Here is a 20,897-nt window from a genome sequence, read left to right as displayed (position 1 = left end):
AGGTTTTAAAAACCTGTGAAGCCTTTTAAGTATAAACTATTTATATTTTTTAAAGATAACACAAGCATTTACATCACCAAAACCAAAACTTGCTTTTGCGACAATATTAATATTCTTTTCTATCAATGTAGTTGGAATTTTATCCACAGCAATCAATTCAGAAATCTCTGGATGTACATCCTCACAATTTATATTTGGGAACACAAATTGTTCTTTAATTTGCAAAACAGCTGCAACACTTTCAATAGCACCTGCAGCAGCCAAACAATGTCCAATTTGCGATTTTATTGAGTTGATGTAAGGAAAATCAGTTCCTTTTCTTTGTAAAGCTTTGGTCCAATTTTCTATCTCTAAACTATCTTTGATGGTCGCTGTTAAATGCCCATTAATCGCATCAATTTCTGCGGATGCTATTTCGGAATCTCTAAGAGCATCCGTAATACATCTTTGAACAGCTTCTGCATTTGGTGCGGTTAAACTTCCGCCGTTTCGTTGTCCGCCAGAATTGATATTTCCACCTAAAACCTCCGCATAAATCGTTGCATTTCTTGCCAAAGCACTTTCTAAAGATTCTAAAACCAGCGCTCCTGCTCCACTGCCAGGCACAAATCCAGAAGCTGTTTCACTCATAGGTCTTGAACCTTTTTCGGGCGTTTCATTGTGTTTATAAGACATTACTCGCATAGCGTCAAAGCCTCCCCAAGTATACAAACTACTATCACTAGAACTACCGACCAGCATTCGTTTTGCCTTACCCGTTTTAATGCGTTCAAATCCCAATAACAACGCTTCAGTTCCCGTGGTACAAGCTGATGAGTTTGTCGTTACCTGATTGCCCAAGCCTAAAATTCCGCCCAAATAAGCAGAGATGCCACTTGCCATCGTTTGCACTACAGAAGTGCTTCCTAAACGTCGTACTTTTTGATCATCAATTTTATAAATCGATTCCCTAAATTTTTCAATTCCAGAGGTTCCTGTGCCAAAAATCAATCCCGAATCATACTCTAATTTAGAGTTTTCATCCACAGAAAAACCAGCATCTTTCCAAGCATCAATTCCTGCCATACAGCCATATAAAATTGATGTGCTATTGAATCCACGTAACTGCAAAGGTGATAAATATTCGAGTTTTTTTTCTTCGGATATTTCTGGAATTCCGCCAATACAACAAGAAAAACCTTTGTCTTTTAATTCTTGATGAAACGTAATTCCTGATTTGCCTGCTTTTATTGCCTTCGTAAATGCAGATAAACCAACCCCATTTGGGGCAACCACTCCTAAACCTGTTATGACTACTCTGTTATTCATTTTTTTACATGGATTTCACGGATTTTGACTGATATAATATTCTCTAAAACTTTTCTAGACCTCACAGGTTTTTAAAACCTGTGAGGTCTATATTGGCTTTATCATTCCAGAAATAATTCCTCTACACACCAACTCATTTTTCTCATTCATCATCTTTACTTTACATTTTAATTTGTTGAATCTAAAATACTCTTTTTCTGAAATTACTATTACTTTTTCATTGGGTAAAACGGGTAAAAAGAAATCAACTTCATTAGAAGTTAATGCAATTTGTGGTTTTCTATCTGATAAAATTTCACTTTTTAACAAATAAATACCTAAACAAACCACACCAATTTGTGCCATTGTTTCCGTTAAAATAACACCTGGAGTAATTGGATTATCTTTAAAATGCCCTTCGTAAAAAAACTCATTTTCTTGAAAAGTATAATTACCGGTAACTCCTTTTTCTGATATTTCAGTGAGTTCATCAACAAACAAAAATGGTTTTTTGTAGGGTAAGTTTTTTATGATTTGTTTTGACTTCATTTTTGTTGATTTAACAAGACCTCACAGGTTTTAAAAACCTGTGAGGTCTTTCCTTATTACTCTAATGTTATAGATTCTAAAATAGTCACTTCTTTAATTTTATGAGCATCTATAAAATTTTTTTTATCATCAAAAAGAGTAATAACATTTGCTCTCAAAAGCTTTGTAGGTTTATCAGATAAAATTGAATTATATGAAGAATATTTATAATTCCTAAAATCATCAATAAAATTATGATGGGTTGGATTTAAATGAATATATAAAATCAAATTTTTTAGATATTCTTCACTATCTAACTTAATTCTTGAAAATCGATCTTTAAATAAACTTCCTGTTCTTCCATATTTTTTATTTATACTTTTTGAATATGCATTAAATAGGTTTGAAAATGATTGTGATATTTGTTTTGGTAAAACTTCTTCTTTCGTTTTTACAATGAAATGAAAGTGATTTTTTAATAAACAATAAGCCAATATATCAGAAGTTTTAGAAAGGTGTTTCTTTACTAATCTTAAAAAATAACTATAATTCTGTTCTTCAATAAAAATATCTTCTTTATTGTTTCCACAATTATAAATATGATAAAAAGAATCTTCAACTAAAACCTCGTATTTCATAAAAATTACTTTTTTCAGACCTAACAGGTTTTAAAAACCTGTGAGGTATTATGACTCAAAATTACCACTCTAACAATATTCGTTGTGCAGAAAACCCTGGACCAAAACTTAACATAATTCCTCTTTCTCCTTTCGCAGGATTCCGATCCATAAATCGTTCTAAAACATACAAAACAGTGGCACTAGACATGTTACCATACAAACGTAAAACTTCTTTGGTATCGTCGATATTTTTACCTAAAGCTCCGAATAAATCTTCTACAGTTTGTACAATTTTCTTTCCTCCTGGATGAAAAATTAGGTGATCTATATCGTCAATAGTAAGGTTATTTTTCTCTAAAAAAGGATGAATAATAGCCGGAAAATGATCTGATATTTTCTTAGGAACTTCCTTATCTAAAATCATCTGTAACCCAGAATTCACCAAATTAAAGCCCATCATGTGTGTGGCATCATAAAAATGATACATGGCTTCATCAATAATTTCTGGTCCCAAATCTTCTTGATAAGAAGACAAAATTACAGCAGAAGCCCCATCTCCAAAAATGGCAGCACTTACAATATTTGCCATCGAATAATCTTCTAATTGAAACGTGGCTGTTGGTGCTTCTACCGCAACAACGGCTGCTCTTTTATTAGGATTCGATTTTAAAAAATTCTTTGCATAAATAATTCCGGAAACTCCGGCTGCACAACCCATTTCTGTCACTGGCAAACGAACAATATCTTGTTTCATTCCTAGAGAATTTATCAAATAAGCGTCCATAGACGGAATCATAATTCCTGTGCAACTCACGGTAATAATATAATCTAAATCTGTGGCTTTTAGCGCTGCTTTTTTTAATGATTTTTTAAGTGATTGTTCCGCTAATTGCACAACTTCTCTTGTGTAAATATTGTTTTTATCTTCAAAAGAAGTTGCTGTAAAAACTTCTTCAGGATCCATAATTGAATACCGTTTATCAACACCAGCGCCTTCAAAAAGTTTGATGACTTTTCTTTGAAAACGACTATCTTGATCTTGCATCCACAATTTTACAAACGGAATGATATTTTTTGTTTCTCTAAAATATTTGGGAAGTTGCTTTGCAACAGATGTTATTTTTACTTTCATATTTTCATCAAACTAATTTCACTAATTTGCACTAATTACTGGCACTATTTTTATGCTTTCTTACTCTTTAGAATCCACAAAAAGCGAAAAGCCCATTTCCAGGAAATATTGGATTGAATATTTATTTTTGTTGTCATCTGTTCTAAATCTTTTCTTTTAAAACCTCTTAAAACAGATGTTAATCCGTCTTCGATAATCATTTTATTAGTGATAAATATAGACAATAGCATAAACAAATAATAGGCTATTTTGTTTCTATGCAAATCATTTACAACGATTCCGATTTTTGTTTGTTTTAAAGTATTCTTTAAATAAGAAACTAGTTCTGGTTCTTTAAAATGATGTAAAAATAACGTTGCTAAAACTACATCAAACTTTCTATTTTTAAATTCATCCGAAAAAATATCTTGCGTTTCAAAACTCAATTCAGGAAACTCTATTGATAATTCAATCGCATATGCAATCGCAGTCGGATTGGCATCTATACCAATTAATTTGAATTTATAATGATTCTTTCGTCCAAATTTGGCTACATCTCGCAAAATATCTCCATGACCGCAACCCACATCAACAATTGTGATTTCTTGCTCTTTTGGGTGCTTTTTTAATATTGTTTTTAATCCATTAACCGTTACTTTATTACCACCTAACCAACGATTTATATTCTCTAATTTATCTAACGTATCTCGCAACAAATCTCCTCCGATAGAAAAATCATCCATCAATTCTTCTTTGTCTGTTCTTTGTTTTGTGCTGATGAAAAAATCCATTATAATTTTATTGATTTACCATGGGTTTGCTTAATAATTATAGGTAATAAAAACGGCATTCTTCTTAAAACTTGTAATAACACATTCGAAATTTTTGCATTTCTAAACAGCATTGCAATAAAATGACCTGCCTTTAAGCGCCATTTAAATTGTTTGTTCCACAATCTAATGTACTGCTTTTCTACTTCAATTCGTGTTGTAATTTTACCATCATAATAATTTAGAATCAGTTTAGATGCTATTTGTGCAGACTGAATTGCCATACTCATTCCGTTACCACACAACGGATGAATCATTCCTGCAGCATCGCCACACATAATCATGTGATTTTCTATTGGTTTTTTGGTTTCAAAAGAAATCTGACTAATCGATAATGGTTTCTCCCAAACAGCTTTTGAATTTTGAAATATTTCTTTTAAAAAGCTATTTTTAAACACCACATTTTCTTGAAAATCATCTATGTTTTTAAATTTTTTAAAAGATGAAAAACTGGTGATATAACACAAATTAATCGTGTCATTTTCTACTTTAGAAACGCCACAATAACCTCCTTTAAAATTATGAAGTGCCACCAAATTTTTAGAAAAATTTCCTTTTACATGTATTTTTACACCTAAATATGGTGATTTTTTTTGGATAAAACTACGCTCCATTTTTACATCTAATAAAGAACGTTTGCCAAAAGAACCAATTGCAAATTTTGAGGTAAAACTTTTATTTTCTTTGGTTTCAACTTGAAAAAAATCATGATTAAAATCAATGTTTATCACTTCATCTTGAAGGATAGTAACACCATTTTCTAGTGCTTTTTTTGCGAGTTCAAAATCTAAGGTATACCGTGAAATACCGAATCCACCAAAAGGAAGTTTTGCAGAAATTAACTTGTTATTGGTGGTTGACAACTGAAATCGACCAATTTTTACCGCACCAAAATCAAACGGATTAAAGTCTAAAAATTGTAAATAAGGCAACACTTCGTTAGAAATATATTCACCACAAACTTTATGTTTTGGGTAGGAATTCTTTTCAATCAACACAACCTTTTTACCAAATTTTGATAAATGAATTGCATTGCATAATCCGGCTAATCCTCCACCAATTATAAGTACGTCTGCAACTAAATTACTTTTTATATGATTTGCAGTTTGAATATTTTTCTCCATTTATTTTTGTATCGCCTAAAGTCTTTCAACTTTGTTCAAGATAAACTAAAATTGAGCAATATATCTTCCTATTGTATTAATTCTGCTAATTCTTTACCAACCAAACTACCAATAGCAACACCCATTCCGCCCAAACGGACGCCACAAAACACGTGATTAGAAAGTTGTTTTACAATCGCTTTTTTCTGATTTCCGACCCCCATAATTCCACTCCATCTGTGTTCGATTTCAAAATTGGTGTTTGGTAAAATGGTTTCTTCTAAAATTTTTTCTAATTCATTTTGTATGATCGTAGTTTCGCCAAATTCAGAAGTTTCTTCCGTTTTAAAATCGAGATTTCTACCGCCACCAAATAAAATTCTATCATCAATATTTCTAAAATAAAAATACCCTTTGTCTAAATGAAAAGTTCCTTTAATTTGTAAGTTCTTAATTGGCTTTGTAATGAGAACTTGCGCTCTTGCTGGTTGCACATTTTCATTCAATAATTTATTTGCAAAACCATTCGTAGCAATACATAATTTTTTAGTATAAAAATCTAGTCTATTGGTTTTTAGGTGTACTTCACCCTCATTTTCAACAAAACTTTCTACCAGAATATTGTTTAGTATTTTAATTCCGTTTTTTTGAGCCTTAAAAAGCAACTTAGCTGCCATTTTTCCGGTATCAATCTGACCTTCAAAATTATTGACAATATACTTTTGATGTACCTTTTGAAAATTAAAAGTATTCTCAGAAATCGAAAAAACTTCCTCTTTAAATATGGGTTTTAACAACCTATTTATGTGCTCTTTTTTAGCAATACATTCTTCAAAAAAATCTTTAGAATCGCACAATTCAAACCCTTTATGTTGTTGAAAGTCGATGCTCTTATCTCCTAAATTATTTCTTAATAATTGTAACCCTTTCCAGCGATCATCCACCAGATTAAAAACCTCTTGTTCTGTATGAGATTTTAAATCATCAATAATTTCTGATAAGCTACCAAAACAAGCAAAACCCGCATTTTTTGTACTGGCACCTTGTGGCAACATTCCTTTTTCTAGCACTAAAACCTTTGCTTTGGGATGCTTTTTTTTGATTTCTAAGGCACAATTTAAGCCCACAATTCCGCTACCAACAATTGTAAAATCGATGTTGCTAAACCATTCTTTTAATTCCCAATAACTATAATTCATTTACAAGTGTTTTTCAAAGCAAATACTATTTTCCATATTTTTATATTGCCCATAATTCGGAATGATTTTATAACCACATTTCTTATATAATTTTACGGCTTCTATTTGTCTTTTTCCTGTTTCTAAAACACATTTTTCATAGCCTAATTCCTTTGACCAAGCTTCTAATTCTGTGACTATTTTTTGAGCAATTCCCAATCCTCTTTTTTCGGATGAAACAAACATTCTTTTGATTTCAGCAGTATGATTATCAAACTTTTTAATCGCTCCACAACCAAGAGCAATTGTACCGTCGTAAACAACAACAACCTCTTTAATAACATCAATATGATTAAATTGATTGTAAAAATCGTGCTCATCCTCATCAGTAATTTTTAGATATGCGTCTAATTGTTTTACCAAATCGATAAAATCTTTATTTTCTGAATTTGTTCTAATTATTTTCACGTTAATTTAATTTCAAATAAACTTACGGTTGCATTTTTGTAATGAGCTGGTAAACCATTAGTTTCATTTAATTTCGAGAGTCCTAAAAACTCAAAACCACATTTTTTGTAGTAATTTATAAGTCCTAAGTTCTCGCCAACGGTATCCATCCTAATATATTCTTTTTTATTGATTTTAGCATGCTTTTTAGACCATTCTACAATTTCTTTCACTAAGTTATTACCTCTAAAATTTGGGTTTGTAGCTATTCTATGAATGTATATAGCTGCATCTTTATTTTTCTCCCCCCAAATTAACGGATCTGTAAAAGCAATTGCCCAAACGCACGCTATTTGATTACTAATTATAATTTTGAATTGTTTTTGCTCTTTAATTTCGTTAATGACCATTTCTTTACTAAAACTTGGCCAAACAACCATTTTTTTAGTTTCTTGAAATTGTGATGCTTGTTTATATAATTTAAAAATTTCTTCTAAATCTTCAATATTGCTTTTCTCTAAAGTCACTATATTAGTTTTTAAAAATCAAACTGTAATTGTACCCAAACTGGTTCTTTCTTTTCGGTGTTTAAATTTCCGAAAGAAATCCCTAATAAACGAACAGAATTTGTTAATTTATCTTGGTATAACAATTCTTTTATCGTCGGAAAAAACTCCTTTTTAGTTTGCATAAAATGCGCTTTTGTTTTACTTCTTGTCTGTTGTGTAAAATCTGAATATTTTATTTTCAAGGTAATTGTTTTTCCTTTGGTATTTGATTTTTTCATGCGTTTTTCTATCTCATCGGCAATATGATCTAGACGTTCTAACATATAAATTTCTGAAGAAATATTTTCACTAAACGTTGTTTCGGCACCAACAGATTTTCTAATTCGATTCGGTTTTACAGCACTATGATGAATTCCGCGAACAATATGGTAATAATGAGTTCCAGATTTTCCGAATAGCTTTACCAGCTCTTCTAACGATTTTTTCTTTAGATCGTTTCCAATAAAAATACCCAAATTATACATTTTGGCGGCGGTAACTTTACCCACTCCATAAAATTTATTGACGGGTAATTCCTCTAAAAAGGTAAGAACCTCCTCTGGATGAATTGTTTTTTGTCCGTTGGGCTTGTTGATGTCAGAAGCCACTTTTGCAATAAATTTATTAATCGAAATCCCTGCAGAAGCTCGCAAACCCGTTTCTTCATAAATACGCTTTCTAATTTCTCTGGCGATGGCGTTTGCTGATGGATTTCCTTTTTTATTTTCGGTAACATCTAAATAAGCTTCGTCTAAAGAAAGCGGTTCCACCAAATCTGTATAGTCATAAAAAATATTCCTAATTTGATTTGAGAGTTCTTTATAGCGTGCAAAATCTGATTTCACAAAAATTAAATGTGGACATTTTTGTCGCGCCAAAACACCGCTCATAGCTGATTTTACTCCAAATTTTCGAGCTTCGTAACTAGCCGCAGAAACCACGCCTCTTTCTCCTCCTCCGCCAACTGCAATGGCTTTCCCTCTTAATTCAGGGTTGTCTAATTCCGCTACAGATGCATAATACGCATCCATATCTACATGAATGATTTTTCTAAAAGGAGGTTCTAATTTCATGAATATCAATAAAAAAATGTATTTTTACCTCACAATAAATGGGGCATTAGCTCAGTTGGCTAGAGCGCTACGCTGGCAGCGTAGAGGTCGTCAGTTCGAATCTGATATGCTCCACAAACAAAAACTTCAACTATTTTATTTTAAAGTAGTTGGGTTTTTTGGTTTTGTAATTTGTACGATTTTCGCATTGTTAGTAAAATTATTTGAGTTTCCATTAAGTATTTTCTTTTTACATAATAGAAGTTATAGTCGTTCATAAATAGCTCGTTTGCAATAGAAATCTTAAAAACGCTTTCCTTTCCCCAGTCACACTCCTTTTCAAAACCAAACCGTCGTTTTCCCCCTTATCCTTAGCGATGGATTAGTCCATAAGATATATAGCGTTCGCCTATCGGCGGGTCATAGGCTTAGTTATTGGCAAAAGTGCTTTTTTCAGTCATAATGAAATCTGCATTTCGCAATTAATATTTCTCCTTCTTTATATTGGTAAATCAGTCTATGTTCGCTATCCATCCTTCTTGACCAAAATCCTGCGTATTTATGTTTTAGCGGTTCAGGTTTTCCAATTCCATCAAAAGGATTTCGAGAGATGTCTTCCAGAAGTTCATTTATTTTTTTCAGCTTTTTCTTGTCCGTTTTTTGCCAATACAAATAATCTTCCCAAGACTCGTCAACGAATATATACTTCATTTTAATTTTCGATTAGGTCTTTTAGGTCTTTGTTAAAAGTCCTTCCGCTTTTTAGCTTGTCAATTGCAGAATCTAATCTTAATTCATTCTTTCGTGAAGACAGTTCGTGATTTGTAGCCATTAAAGAATTGTATTCTTGCAATGACATAACTACAATTCCGGAATCTTTTCCGCGATTTATTATCAATGTCTCAAAGTTCTTCACAACTTTGTCTAAGTAACTTTTAATATCTTTTCTGAAGTCAGAAACAGTTGTTATTAGCATAATATTGTATTTTATTAAGTACAAATGTATGTACAAAATATGATTTACCCAAAATTTTTCGTATTGCTAGCAACGTTGTTTTTGTGTATGATTTTGTTGCTTGGTTCAGTAACTAATTTAGCAAATATAAACCGAATAGAAAATCCGCAAGGATTTACGTAAGTAGGCGAGTACTAGCAATAAATTATATATGGTGTTGAACTAAAAATTAAAAAAAGCGGATCATAAATAGCTTGTATGTAATAGAACTATTGAAAATACTCTACTTTCCCCAATGACACTCCTTTTAAAACCCACACCCAAACCGTCGTTTTACCCCTTATCCTTAGCAATGGATCAGTCAACAAGGCATATAGCGTTGGCCTATCGGCGGGTCATAGGCTTAGTTATTACATACAGGCTTTCTTTGTTCATTGTCTATTGTTTCAGGAAATCAAATGCTTTAAATAATTCATTGTCCGCAGGTTGCTTCAATTCCGCTTCTTTGTCAAAATGGTAAGAAACCCAACGAACATCTTTACTTTCAATACTTGTATAAAAATAAATTGCGTCTGTTGCTTCTATGAATTTTATAAATGGTAGTAATTCCAAAGGTTTTGTCTGTTGAGAATTGCTTAAATAAAGTTTTTTTCTGTCAAGTGGAATTAGACTTTTAATTGTTATTTCATTAAATGGTGTTCTTGCACCAATAAGCTGTTTTGCATTAAATGTGAAAATTCCATCTTCAAAACTACTCGTTGTTGGTGATAGCATTGTAGTTTCGTCAAAAGCATCAGCAATGTATTTTCTAAATTCGTTTAATTGTTTTTCAAGTGTTAAAACACGTTGAATGTTTTCTGTTTCACTTGTAATTCCTCCGTGACCTTTCCATTTATTTCTTAAACTTGCAACTTCAAATAGTACATTTACAATTCCTTTACTCGTAATCATTGAAAGAAAAGAATCACTTGGGTTTCCAAAAAGATTTTTGCAATACTCTTTTTTATCACTTTCTGAAAGATACTTTCTAATAGCTTTTGAAAGATTAGACGTTAGATTATTCCAATTACCAAAAGTTGCTCTTAAATACCAATTTTTAAATTTTTCTTGTTTGCCAATCCAGTTATGACTTTCTGCATTATAGAATTCTTTGTCTTGAACTAAAGCACTTAACATAAGCATTGATAGGAATTCTGAAAATGCTTCAAAGAAGTGAAATAAATGTTCAATTTTTTTACTATTGTTTTTAGTAGCATAATAACGCCAAAGAATTGACGAAATTGGAAATGGTAATTTATCAATCCAATTTTCAAGTTTTTCTTCTTGATTGATTGTTTTTAATTCCTTTACAATTGACTTATAGCTTTTAGGTTGCTTCCATAAGTTCCTTTGAAGTTCATCAAGTCTAAATGTAAATTGCTGTATTCTATTATCAACTTCGATTAATTCCGCTTGTGTATTTAAGTCTGGAACATAGAAAATACATTTTGTGAGTTGTGATTTTGAAATCTGTGGAATAACTGCACCAACTTCTATACTTGCTCTCAATTTTCTACCAACTGCCGTGTTGAAATAATTTGCTATATAAATTGCATTGGCTTTTTTCTCGTCTAGTTGAATTTGGTAATAATTTTTCGGTTTTATTTTCAGTTCCGACAAACTTGCAACTACAGGACTATTACCAACTTTTGGTAAGTAAATTGAGTTTGACAAATGCACAACTTCTTGTGAATTATCGCCTTTCAGTGCATTAATTGAAATCAAAATATCAGTTAAAAGAATTGGCGGATAGCCAATTCTTTTAACCAAATCATTCATTTCTTTTCCAGCAACTAATGAGTTTAAGGATTTAAACTCCCTTATATCCACAAAACAACCAAGTTGTATAGCTTTACCTTCCTTTTGGCTTCTGAAATTTTTAAGTATTGAAATATTTGTGCTTTCGTCTGTGGATATTTCTGCGACAAATGTTTTTTCTATATTATTTTTAGTAACTAAAATTAAATTTGAAGCAATATTTGTTATTGGGGCTAATGCACCAGAAGGAATTGAAAAAACAGCTTCAACAAAAAGACCTTTTTTCATTAGTTCTTCTTTCCCTTTTTCATCCATGAAAAAAGAGTTAGAAACAAGGAAAATTAGTTTACCGTCATTTTCAATTTTTTTCCCACATTCTAAAAGTAAAGTTGTTGCAAAATCAAATTTACTTTTTGTTCCATTTATACTTTGAATTCGCATTCCGAAAGGCGGAAATGAAACAACTAACTCTAATTTTTCACTTGTTTCCGAAAGTATTTCTAAAGTATCGCCAAGTTTAATGTTTTGGCTTTTTTCCTTGAATATCGTTTTTATTATATCAAGTTCCGTTTTATTTATACAGGTTCCGTTTAAAGTTTTATTCTCTGTGTATAATGCAGGTGAAGAAACCGTCAGCCAAGGGTCAAAAAATGTTTTACTATTTTCTGATTTTATTATCTCCTCTATAAAATTATAAACATAGGTTGGTGCTGTAATTGTAAAAGTTTCTGCCATTTTCAATAATAATTCTTTATTATTGAGAATAGAATCAAGTTTTTCAATCCCTAATTTTACTCCGATAAATTCCAATATTTTAGTGTCACGAAAACCAGAGAAGTTTCGGTCAGCTCGCAGTTTATTGAGTTTGTTCCAAATTTTATTTTTAATCTCTTGATCTTTCATTGGTTGTCAGTTTTTTTAGCTTGCTGGTAACGTTTATGTTTAAGAATAGTTGCTGGTTTGTATGCGAGGATTTTCCAAAGGAAAATCAGACGTTACAAACACGCAACGTCCTTTGATTAAGCACTAAACCGCAATTATTTTTATACGGTTTTGGCAAATCGTTTTATTATTCAGATTTTTTTGTTGACTTTAAGCTGTCAACCTCCTTTTTTTCAATTTTATTTTCCTGTAATTCAATACTATTTTCTCTTGGTTCTATATTTCCTTTTTTTGTTTCGATTGGTTCGTTTGATTTTGAGATATTCATAGTGTTAAATAACTTTATGCCACCAAAAACAACCCCGATAACGACTATTATTGATGCCGGTATTCTCCATTTTTTGTCAAAATTAAGTATCCAATCTTTTTTTTCTTGTCTTTCTTCCTCTTTTTTGTTCTTTTTAGAAACACCTCTAAAACCTCCTTCGTTTATTTTGAAATTTTCTCCTTTATTGCTTATGGATACAAATCCGTTTTCATATTCAATATAGCCGTCTTTCTCTAATTTGTCCAAATATTTTTCAAGAATCCAATCTTCTAATTCTAATTTTGCAAGGGAATCTTTCAATGATTCTTTAGTTAGTTTTTCAGAACCATAAGCGTTTTTAGCCAATTCTTTAAATATAGGAACAGCGTTAAACATAAGTACTTCTAAAATAGCATCTAAATCATCATTTCTTTTACTCATACTTTTTATGTTTTTTTCCTTTCACACGTTATTGTCTATAATATGCTTAAATGTTTGCCAACAATTGTATATGCTCATTGTTGATAAATCGCATATATGTTCTACGTTCTAAAATTAGTCTTTTCTAGCAGACTATCTAAAGGGCTTTTTATGTTTATAACAGTTTCTTTAATACCAGGAAAAGTATTGATAATTCCTGCGATTTGTGCTACTGCATCTTCTATCATAAGTTTTTTTTAAACAAACTTACAATCTATGTTTTAAAGAATTTTACGAGTTTCCGTAATTAAAGGTTTTTTTTAAAAGTTAAAAAAATAAAGTTGTTTTTAAAGCGTCATTTCGTGCATACTATTGACCCCGAAGTTCACCAAGAGCTTTTTTTAATTCGTCTTTATCACCATAAAATGTAGTTTCTGAACTATCAGAATTATTTTTTTCGCTTACTTTACTTTCATTTTTTTCAACTAACCTCCTCAAAAGGCTATTAGTTTCTTTTTGTAGCTCAATTCTAATGTTTATTTTATAGTACCAACATACTATTTCTCTTATCAAGAGAAAAAATATAATAGCCCCTAAAAAGATTACAGTTAATACTGTTAATTGTGCTGTCATAATAATTTTTTTTAAAAATTTACTTGATAAAGTTACAAAATCTATTTAAAATTTCTAGCAAATAGAGTTACTGCCTTTGTCATTAGCAACAAATAGAAGTAATAAGCATTTGATATTATATCTTATGAAACGATATAGGTAAGGTTTCTTTTTTCTTTTGTTTTTTCATAATGGTGTTTTCTCAAAGATTAGAAAAATAAGAGGTAAATTATCATAGAAACTATTACTAAAAGACCTAAAATGTTTTGAATTAAAATTGCTGGGGTAATTTCAATATCTTCAGCTTTTCTTCTTTCCTTTACATTAATTATTTGCTCTACCTTGTACCTTTTTATAAATGCTGAAATCAAATTATTTACTCCACTTATTAGTAAAGTTTTTGCAGATTTAGATTCTACTTCCCAGTAATTAATAACTAAATAATGAATATTTTCGGTTTTTACTTTATCTAGACCACTTATTCCACCAACAATAGCTCCAATTGGTCCTAATATTAACCCTCCAACAACTGCTCTTCCTAATACGCTTTTCTTTGTTTTTGCAATTTCTTCTCTTGATGCTTTTTTTATACTAATTATTTGAGTTTGATGAATGGGGAAGAAGTTAATTAATCCTTGTGAAATTTCAATTCCATGAGTATGTAAATTAACTTTTACCTTACCTGAATTAATTTCAGTAATAGTATTTTCTTTTTGCTCATAAAATCCATCAAAAGCACTATCGCCAGTCCAATTTGTAATTGGTTTGCCAATTTTTAAATTTTCAGGTAATTTAGGGAATTTCAATAATTCAAAACCAACATCCTTACTTTGTTCGACTAATTGGTTTATTGGGTTTCCACAACTTGGACAACTCTTTGCTTTATCACTTATTTCTTTTTTGCACTCGGAACAATTTATTAACCCCATATTTTTTATATTTAATCAATTTTAATATCCAAAAGAGTAATATTTCCGTTATCTTTTCTGCTAATTTTTACAGTATAATTACTTCTTATCATTGCTCCGAAACCATTTTGTGAGTCAACATAAGATGAAACTTCATAAACGTCATTAGATTTTTTAATATTTGCCTTGTTTAGTGAAGGAAATTTTGCTGTACTCGGAGCTTTTAATTGTTTTTCAACAAATTTTTGTGCTGAATAAGCTGCTTCTGTTTTACTAATAGAATTGCTTTTTTTCCTTTCTTTACTTGTGGAATTATCTGATTTATCAATTCTATAATCAAATTCACTCTCACTTTCTGATTGCAAAAAAAAGCTTATAATCAATATTGGGGTGATAATACCCAATAATAGAGGTAAAATAATATTAGATTTCTTTTTTAAGGCCATTCCGCAGTTTGGACAAATTTTAGCTTTATCGCTAATTTCTTTTTTACATTCTAAACATTTAATTAACGCCATGTTTTCATTTTTATTTGCTTAAATATACAATAGAAATCCATTTTTTGTACCTTAAAATTGTTGTTTATTTATTTTAAAAAATCGATACAAAGTTGTGTTGTTTCTGCCAATTCTTTAGACATTTTTTCTTTTTCCCAAGGATGACAAACATTAAACACATGATCTGCATTTTTTATGAACTTTAAAATACTGTTCCCATTCCAAGAATGAATTTTATGCGCTTCATCAATAGAAATTGAGGTATCTTGATCTCCATGAATTATTAATTGCGGAACTTTTATTTTTTCTACTGCTTTTTGAATATGTAGTCGTTCTTCATTGGCTTTAAAATCTTCATAAAACTGATAAAAATGAGGCATTTGCTGTTTTGTTCTTCCATTTACAACATATTTAACACCTTCATTCTTCCAGTTTTCTAAATCACCAGTAATAGTGCTTCTTGACCCAAAATCACAAACCGCAGCTAAAGTAATTACTTCTTTTATTCTTGCATCTTCGTTTGCTTTTAGCAATACAATTCCGCCACCTCTACTATGCCCTATCAACGAAATATCAGTACTATTTATTTCGTTTTTAAAATCTGTAGTTCTCGAAATCCAATCTAAAACACTTTCTAAATCGTCTAATTCCTTGGAGTAATTATTGTTCCCAAAAGCTTCTAAATCTGGAAAATCAATGGGTTGTTCTGGAGTTCCGCCGTTATGAGAAAAATTGAATTTGATAAAGAAAAAACCAGCTTTTGCAAATGCTTCTGCCATTAAATTCCAAGCGCCCCAATCTTTAAAACCTTTGTAACCATGACAAAAAATAACTACTTTTTTGGGTTGATGGGTTTCGTTATAAAAAACGTCTGTTACGATTGGTTTTTGATGTTTTCCATCAATAATACTATTTTTAATATTTTTCATATCTTGTTTAAAAAATTTGTTTAATTCCGGTTAAAACAGCCACTACCGCTGTTAAAATAGCTAAAATTATATTGATATCTTTTGTGAGTTCTCCTGTTTTTTTCTGAATTATTTTTGCAAATTTTCCATAAAAAAATAAAATATAAAAAGAACCTATTACAGCGCCTAAAACAAATGAAATTACAGGAATAACATCAAAAATAAATAGGTTAAAAGCATCTAAAAATAGGGCGATTCCGGAAAAAAAAGGAATTGCAAACATATTTAAAACAGAGAGCGTAACACCAGTCAAAAAAGGATTTTCTTTTTTAGATTTCATAGCATCCATCTTAATTTTACCTTTTTTAGATGCGCTATAAAAATAGAAGGATAAAAATATAAAAATTATAATTCCTAACTTTTCTAAAGTCTGCAAAATTTTAGGATTTTCTGCAATATATTTGGTTAAAACAACAGCAATAAATACTTGTGGAATTACCACAAAAGAAACCCCCAGAGCATATTTATTAGCCGCTTCCCGGCCTTTCTCTAAACTAATTTTTAAGGCGGTCATATTTAACATACTTGGAGTTATAGAACCTGTAAAAGAGAAGAAAAATCCGAAGAAAAAAAGATAGAGTAGCATCATGCGTAAAAATACTTTGTGTAAAGATTACTTTTTAAAATAAGTTGTACAAAAAAAACGCATCAAAAAAATTGATGCGTTTTAAATTCTATTTCAAAAAATCTATTTTTTAGACAACTCCTTGTGCTAACATTGCGTCTGCAACTTTTACAAAACCAGCAATATTTGCTCCTGAAATATAATCTATAGTACCATCTTCTTGCTCTCCATATTGAACGCAAGAATCATGAATATCTTCCATAATATCTTTCAGTTTATCATCTACTTCTTTACGTGTCCAACTTAAACGTAATGAATTCTGACTCATTTCTAAACCAGATGTTGCAACCCCACCAGCATTCGATGCTTTTCCTGGCGCAAACAAGATTTTTGCTTTTGTAAATGCGTGAATTGCATCTGGTGTAGAAGGCATATTTGCACCTTCAGAAACACATATACAACCATTTTTAATTAATACTGCTGCTTCTTCACCATTTAACTCATTTTGAGTTGCACAAGGCAAAGCAATATCACAAACAACAGACCAAGGCCTGCTTCCTTCTACATATTTTGCATTGGGGTATTTATCTGTGTACTCACTAATTCTGCCTCTTTTATCATTTTTGATATACATAACGTGTTTCAACTTTTCTGTGTTGATACCTTCTTCATCAAAAATATATCCTCCAGAATCGGATAAAGTTAAAACCGTTGCTCCTAATTCGATTGCTTTTTCTGCTGCATATTGTGCCACATTTCCAGAACCAGAAATCACCACTTTTTTACCATTAAAAGAGTCTTTTTTACGCTTTAACATGTTTTGCGCAAAATATACCGTTCCGTAACCCGTAGCTTCTGGTCTAATTAAAGATCCACCCCAAGAAGCGCCTTTACCTGTTAAAACCCCTGTAAATGTGTTATTTAATTTTTTATACATTCCAAACATATAACCAATTTCTCTCGCTCCAACGCCAATATCTCCAGCCGGGACATCTGTATTGTGACCAATATGTCTATATAATTCGGTCATAAAAGAATGACAAAAACGCATAATTTCATTATCTGATTTTCCTTTTGGATCAAAATCAGAGCCTCCTTTTCCACCGCCCATCGGTAAAGTTGTTAACGAGTTTTTAAACACTTGTTCAAAAGCTAAAAACTTTAAAATACTCGCATTTACTGTAGGATGAAAACGCAAACCTCCTTTATAAGGTCCTATTGCAGAATTCATTTGAATTCTATACCCTCTATTCACTTGTATTTCGCCGTCATCATCTACCCAAGAAACTCTAAAAGAAATTAATCTTTCTGGTTCTACCATTCTCAGTAAAATATTTTTACCGTTATAAATATCGTTACGAGCAATGTAAGGAATTACAGTTTCTGCAACTTCTTTAACAGCTTGTAGGAATTCTGGCTCATGGTTATTTCTTTTAGTAACCATTTCCATAAACTCTGTAATTTTAAAATCGATATTTTCTGCCATAGTTTTTTATGAATTTTATAAAATTTTAACGTGGCAAAGATACATATTTTCTGAATTGATAAAATAAAAACTATTTTTTATTTTATTGCGATAAACCCTTATTTCAATCGATTTCGTTAGGAGGTTTCTAATACTTTAAAAAACACTAAAAAAAGTACCTAAAAAACGCTAAATTTGCCAGATAATTTTTTTAAAAAATGTTAGATAAAGTAAAAGAACTTATTGGTGATGTAGATGCATTTAAGGCGAATACGAAAGAGGAGGTTGAAGCATTTAGAATTAAATATTTAGGCAGTAAAGGTTTGCTTAAAGATTTATTTTCTGAATTTAAAAATGTAGATGCTGAACTTCGTAAAGATTTTGGGCAAGCCTTAAACAACTTAAAAAAATCTGCTGAAGGAAAAGTAGCCGAATTAAATGATGTTTTAGAAAATGCTGTTGAAGAAAAAGGTGTTTATGGCGATTTATCAAGACCTGCTGAACCTATTGAGTTAGGCTCACGCCATCCAATATCCTTAGTAAAAAATAAAATTATTGAGGTTTTTAATAGAATTGGTTTTACGGTTTCCGAAGGTCCAGAGATTGAAGATGATTGGCACAACTTTACAGCATTAAATTTGCCAGAGTATCATCCGGCAAGAGACATGCAAGACACTTTCTTTATAGAACAAAATCCTGATATTTTATTGCGTACACACACTTCTTCCGTACAAGTGCGTTATATGGAAAATAACACACCTCCTATCAGAACCATTTCTCCAGGAAGAGTATTTAGAAACGAAGATATTTCTGCCCGTGCACATTGTATTTTTCATCAAGTAGAAGGTTTGTATATCGATACAGATGTTTCTTTTGCTGATTTAAAACAAACACTTTTATACTTTACCAAAGAGATGTTTGGGAAGTCTAAAATACGTTTACGTCCTTCTTATTTTCCGTTTACAGAACCAAGTGCAGAAGTAGATATTTATTGGGGATTAGAAACAGAAACCGATTATAAAATTACAAAAGGAACCGGATGGTTAGAAATTATGGGCTGCGGAATGGTAGATCCTAATGTTTTGAAAAACTGTAACATCGATCCAAAAAAATATTCTGGTTATGCCTTTGGAATGGGAATTGAGCGCATTGCCATGTTGCTATATCAAATTCCTGATATTAGAATGTTTTACGAAAATGACAAGCGTTTTTTAGAGCAGTTTAAAAGTGTACTCTAACATCTCATTCTAACCTTCTCAAAGGGAATGAACTAACTCAAATTAAAAAATAAACAATTTTTCATTTTGATCGAAATATGATTGAATCAAAAAACCTTTAGACTTCTTTATACTATAAATTTATAAATAATTTCTCCCTTTGGGAGAAGATAAAATTATGAAAAAAGACATTCAAATACCTGAAGTTACCAATGTAGAAATGGCAGTTGTTTATGAATACAATGATCTTTATAAAACTGATGATTGGAATGTATATTTAATCAACAATAAAAATGTTGCTTTAGAAATGATGGTAATTGTTTCTCAAGGTTTTTCTGAAACAAAAACAACGTCTTTGATTCGTAAAAAAATTGATGTTTTACCTGCAAATTCTTTTGCTAAAATAGAGTTTATTCAACCTGAATTATTCAAGTTAAACAATCGTTTTCAAGTTACTTTTTTCGAAGGAAATGCATTATTTGAAAAAACTTTTATTTTCGATCAAAATACCATCAAAGAAGGTGCTTTACGTATGATTAACGAGATTAAAAAACGTGGAATTTTAGCAAAGTAATGCGTTGTTTATAGCGCACCTTGTTTGTCACTGACACTTAATTTGTCTCCCTGAAAGGGTCTCTCACAACAGTGAGCAACAGCACGCAAAGATTCTTGCAGAATGACAAAAATGGATTGAAAATTGGATAAAAACTGGCTGCAAAATGAGAAAGAAACCCTCACAAAACCCGTTCAGTTTGTCACCCTGAAAGGGTCTAAAACAATACTGATCAACAGCACGCAAAGATTGTTGCAGAATGACAAAACTGTATGGAAAGTGAGTGAGAAAACCGTAAAAAACCCATTCAGTTTGTCTCCCTGAAAGGGTCTCACACAAAGAAAAGCAAACTAAACCTCAGAAGATTCTTGCAGAATGACAAAACTGTATGGAAAGTGAGTGAGAAAACCGTAAAAAACCCATTCAGTTTGTCTCCCTGAAAGGGTCTCACACAAAGAAAAGCAAACTAAACCTCAGAAGATTCTTGCAGAATGACAAAACTGTATGGAAAGTGAGTGAGAAACACGTTCTGTTTGTCACCCTGAAAGGGTCTCACACAACAGTGAGCAACAGCACGTAAAGATTCTTTCAGAATGGCAAAAATGGATTGAAACTGACTGATAACTGCGTGGAAACAGAAACGCAACACCACACGCTTTGTCTCACTGAAAGGGTCTCAAACAATAGTGAGCAACAGCACGCAAAGATTCTTTCAGAATGACAAAAATGGATTGAAAATTGGATAAAAACTGGCTACAAAATGAGAAAGAAATCCTCACAAAACCCACACAGTTTGTCTCCCTGAAAGGGTCTCACACAACAGTGAGCAACAGCACGCAAAGATTCTTTCAGAATGACAAAACTAGATTGAAACTGACTGATAACTGCGTGGAAACAGCAACGCAACACCACACAGTTTGTCTCCCTGAAAGGGTCTCACATAACAGTGAGCAATAGCACGAAAAGATTCTTACAGAATGACAAAACTGGATTGAAACTGAGCGGTAACTCCGTGGAAACAGCAACGCAACACCACACAGTTTGTCT

Annotated in this window: 23 protein-coding genes and 1 tRNA gene; 3 read left to right on the top strand and 21 right to left on the bottom strand. The window is 31.4% G+C overall.

From position 1 onward, the window contains the following. Window positions 1-36 precede the first annotated feature (36 nt). From K8354_RS15885 to dinB, 10 genes are all read right to left on the bottom strand, one after another. A complete protein-coding gene (locus K8354_RS15885; protein ID WP_223442863.1) occupies window positions 37-1,308 on the bottom strand; it encodes a beta-ketoacyl-[acyl-carrier-protein] synthase family protein in 1,272 nt (423 codons plus the stop codon). Window positions 1,309-1,395: 87 nt separating this feature from the next. Next, window positions 1,396-1,836, bottom strand: a complete 441-nt coding sequence (locus K8354_RS15880; RefSeq protein ID WP_223442860.1) for a 3-hydroxyacyl-ACP dehydratase FabZ family protein — start codon at window positions 1,834-1,836, stop codon at window positions 1,396-1,398. Between the two features lie 56 nt (window positions 1,837-1,892). Next, complete coding sequence (locus K8354_RS15875) at window positions 1,893-2,453, bottom strand: transposase (RefSeq protein ID WP_223442857.1); 561 nt, start codon at window positions 2,451-2,453, stop codon at window positions 1,893-1,895. A 61-nt stretch (window positions 2,454-2,514) separates the two neighbouring features. Then, the gene (locus K8354_RS15870; RefSeq protein WP_223442840.1) at window positions 2,515-3,567 is read right to left on the bottom strand and encodes a type III polyketide synthase; all 1,053 of its coding nucleotides are present in this window, start codon (window positions 3,565-3,567) and stop codon (window positions 2,515-2,517) included. A 50-nt stretch (window positions 3,568-3,617) separates the two neighbouring features. Next, a complete protein-coding gene (locus K8354_RS15865) occupies window positions 3,618-4,337 on the bottom strand; it encodes a methyltransferase domain-containing protein (RefSeq protein WP_223442837.1) in 720 nt (239 codons plus the stop codon). After that, window positions 4,337-5,500, bottom strand: coding sequence for an NAD(P)/FAD-dependent oxidoreductase (locus K8354_RS15860; RefSeq protein ID WP_223442835.1), 1,164 nt, complete (start codon window positions 5,498-5,500; stop codon window positions 4,337-4,339). The genes K8354_RS15865 and K8354_RS15860 overlap by 1 nt, the downstream gene beginning before the upstream one ends. 68 nt (window positions 5,501-5,568) lie before the next feature. Next, window positions 5,569-6,678 (bottom strand): NAD(P)/FAD-dependent oxidoreductase, encoded by a 1,110-nt coding sequence (locus K8354_RS15855; RefSeq protein ID WP_223442832.1) that lies wholly within the window; start codon window positions 6,676-6,678, stop codon window positions 5,569-5,571. Then, on the bottom strand, window positions 6,679-7,125 hold the full coding sequence (locus K8354_RS15850) for a GNAT family N-acetyltransferase (protein ID WP_223442830.1): 447 nt from the start codon (window positions 7,123-7,125) through the stop codon (window positions 6,679-6,681). Then, on the bottom strand, window positions 7,122-7,631 hold the full coding sequence (locus K8354_RS15845) for a GNAT family N-acetyltransferase (protein ID WP_223442827.1): 510 nt from the start codon (window positions 7,629-7,631) through the stop codon (window positions 7,122-7,124). Before K8354_RS15845 ends, K8354_RS15850 begins: the two co-directional genes overlap by 4 nt. An 11-nt stretch (window positions 7,632-7,642) precedes the next feature. Further along, entirely contained in the window at window positions 7,643-8,725 is a 1,083-nt protein-coding gene (gene dinB, locus K8354_RS15840) for a DNA polymerase IV (RefSeq protein ID WP_223442824.1), read from the bottom strand. Between the two features lie 40 nt (window positions 8,726-8,765). On the opposite strand from dinB, the gene K8354_RS15835 reads away from it, so the two are divergent. Beyond that, window positions 8,766-8,839, top strand: a tRNA-Ala gene (locus K8354_RS15835). 318 nt (window positions 8,840-9,157) lie between these two features. Here the strand turns inward: K8354_RS15835 and K8354_RS15830 are convergent. The 11 genes from K8354_RS15830 to gdhA all read right to left on the bottom strand — a co-directional run bounded on the left by K8354_RS15830 (window position 9,158) and on the right by gdhA (window position 18,101). Beyond that, complete coding sequence (locus K8354_RS15830; RefSeq protein WP_223442811.1) at window positions 9,158-9,415, bottom strand: Txe/YoeB family addiction module toxin; 258 nt, start codon at window positions 9,413-9,415, stop codon at window positions 9,158-9,160. Window position 9,416: 1 nt separating this feature from the next. Beyond that, window positions 9,417-9,680 carry a type II toxin-antitoxin system Phd/YefM family antitoxin gene (locus K8354_RS15825; protein WP_223442808.1) on the bottom strand — a complete coding sequence of 88 codons (264 nt, stop codon included), beginning with the start codon at window positions 9,678-9,680 and terminating at the stop codon, window positions 9,417-9,419. 417 nt (window positions 9,681-10,097) lie between these two features. Next, window positions 10,098-12,359, bottom strand: coding sequence for a type I restriction-modification system subunit M/S (locus tag K8354_RS15820; RefSeq protein WP_223442806.1), 2,262 nt, complete (start codon window positions 12,357-12,359; stop codon window positions 10,098-10,100). Window positions 12,360-12,525: 166 nt separating this feature from the next. Beyond that, window positions 12,526-13,086 (bottom strand): hypothetical protein, encoded by a 561-nt coding sequence (locus tag K8354_RS15815; protein WP_223442803.1) that lies wholly within the window; start codon window positions 13,084-13,086, stop codon window positions 12,526-12,528. Window positions 13,087-13,187: 101 nt separating this feature from the next. Next, the gene (locus K8354_RS18735) at window positions 13,188-13,313 is read right to left on the bottom strand and encodes a hypothetical protein (RefSeq protein WP_302850514.1); all 126 of its coding nucleotides are present in this window, start codon (window positions 13,311-13,313) and stop codon (window positions 13,188-13,190) included. 121 nt (window positions 13,314-13,434) lie between these two features. After that, on the bottom strand, window positions 13,435-13,698 hold the full coding sequence (locus K8354_RS15810) for a hypothetical protein (protein ID WP_223442800.1): 264 nt from the start codon (window positions 13,696-13,698) through the stop codon (window positions 13,435-13,437). 188 nt (window positions 13,699-13,886) lie between these two features. Continuing rightward, a complete protein-coding gene (locus K8354_RS15805) occupies window positions 13,887-14,606 on the bottom strand; it encodes a zinc ribbon domain-containing protein (RefSeq protein WP_223442798.1) in 720 nt (239 codons plus the stop codon). A gap of 11 nt (window positions 14,607-14,617) precedes the next feature. After that, entirely contained in the window at window positions 14,618-15,103 is a 486-nt protein-coding gene (locus K8354_RS15800) for a zinc ribbon domain-containing protein (RefSeq protein ID WP_223442795.1), read from the bottom strand. A gap of 68 nt (window positions 15,104-15,171) precedes the next feature. After that, window positions 15,172-16,011: an alpha/beta hydrolase family protein gene (locus tag K8354_RS15795; protein WP_223442792.1), complete on the bottom strand. Its 840-nt coding sequence runs from the start codon at window positions 16,009-16,011 to the stop codon at window positions 15,172-15,174. A gap of 7 nt (window positions 16,012-16,018) precedes the next feature. Next, window positions 16,019-16,639, bottom strand: coding sequence for a LysE family transporter (locus K8354_RS15790; RefSeq protein WP_223442789.1), 621 nt, complete (start codon window positions 16,637-16,639; stop codon window positions 16,019-16,021). Between the two features lie 106 nt (window positions 16,640-16,745). Further along, window positions 16,746-18,101, bottom strand: coding sequence for an NADP-specific glutamate dehydrogenase (gdhA, locus tag K8354_RS15785; RefSeq protein ID WP_223442786.1), 1,356 nt, complete (start codon window positions 18,099-18,101; stop codon window positions 16,746-16,748). A gap of 197 nt (window positions 18,102-18,298) precedes the next feature. Between gdhA and pheS the strand changes: the two genes are divergently transcribed. After that, entirely contained in the window at window positions 18,299-19,318 is a 1,020-nt protein-coding gene (gene pheS / locus K8354_RS15780; RefSeq protein ID WP_223442783.1) for a phenylalanine--tRNA ligase subunit alpha, read from the top strand. 157 nt (window positions 19,319-19,475) lie between these two features. After that, on the top strand, window positions 19,476-19,871 hold the full coding sequence (locus tag K8354_RS15775) for a hypothetical protein (protein WP_223442767.1): 396 nt from the start codon (window positions 19,476-19,478) through the stop codon (window positions 19,869-19,871). The last annotated feature ends 1,026 nt before the right edge of the window (window positions 19,872-20,897 follow it).

The organism is Polaribacter litorisediminis (genome assembly GCF_019968605.1).
GTDB lineage: Bacteria > Bacteroidota > Bacteroidia > Flavobacteriales > Flavobacteriaceae > Polaribacter > Polaribacter litorisediminis.
Note: the sequence above shows the minus strand (reverse complement) of the source record. Positions and strands in the feature narration are given on the sequence as shown.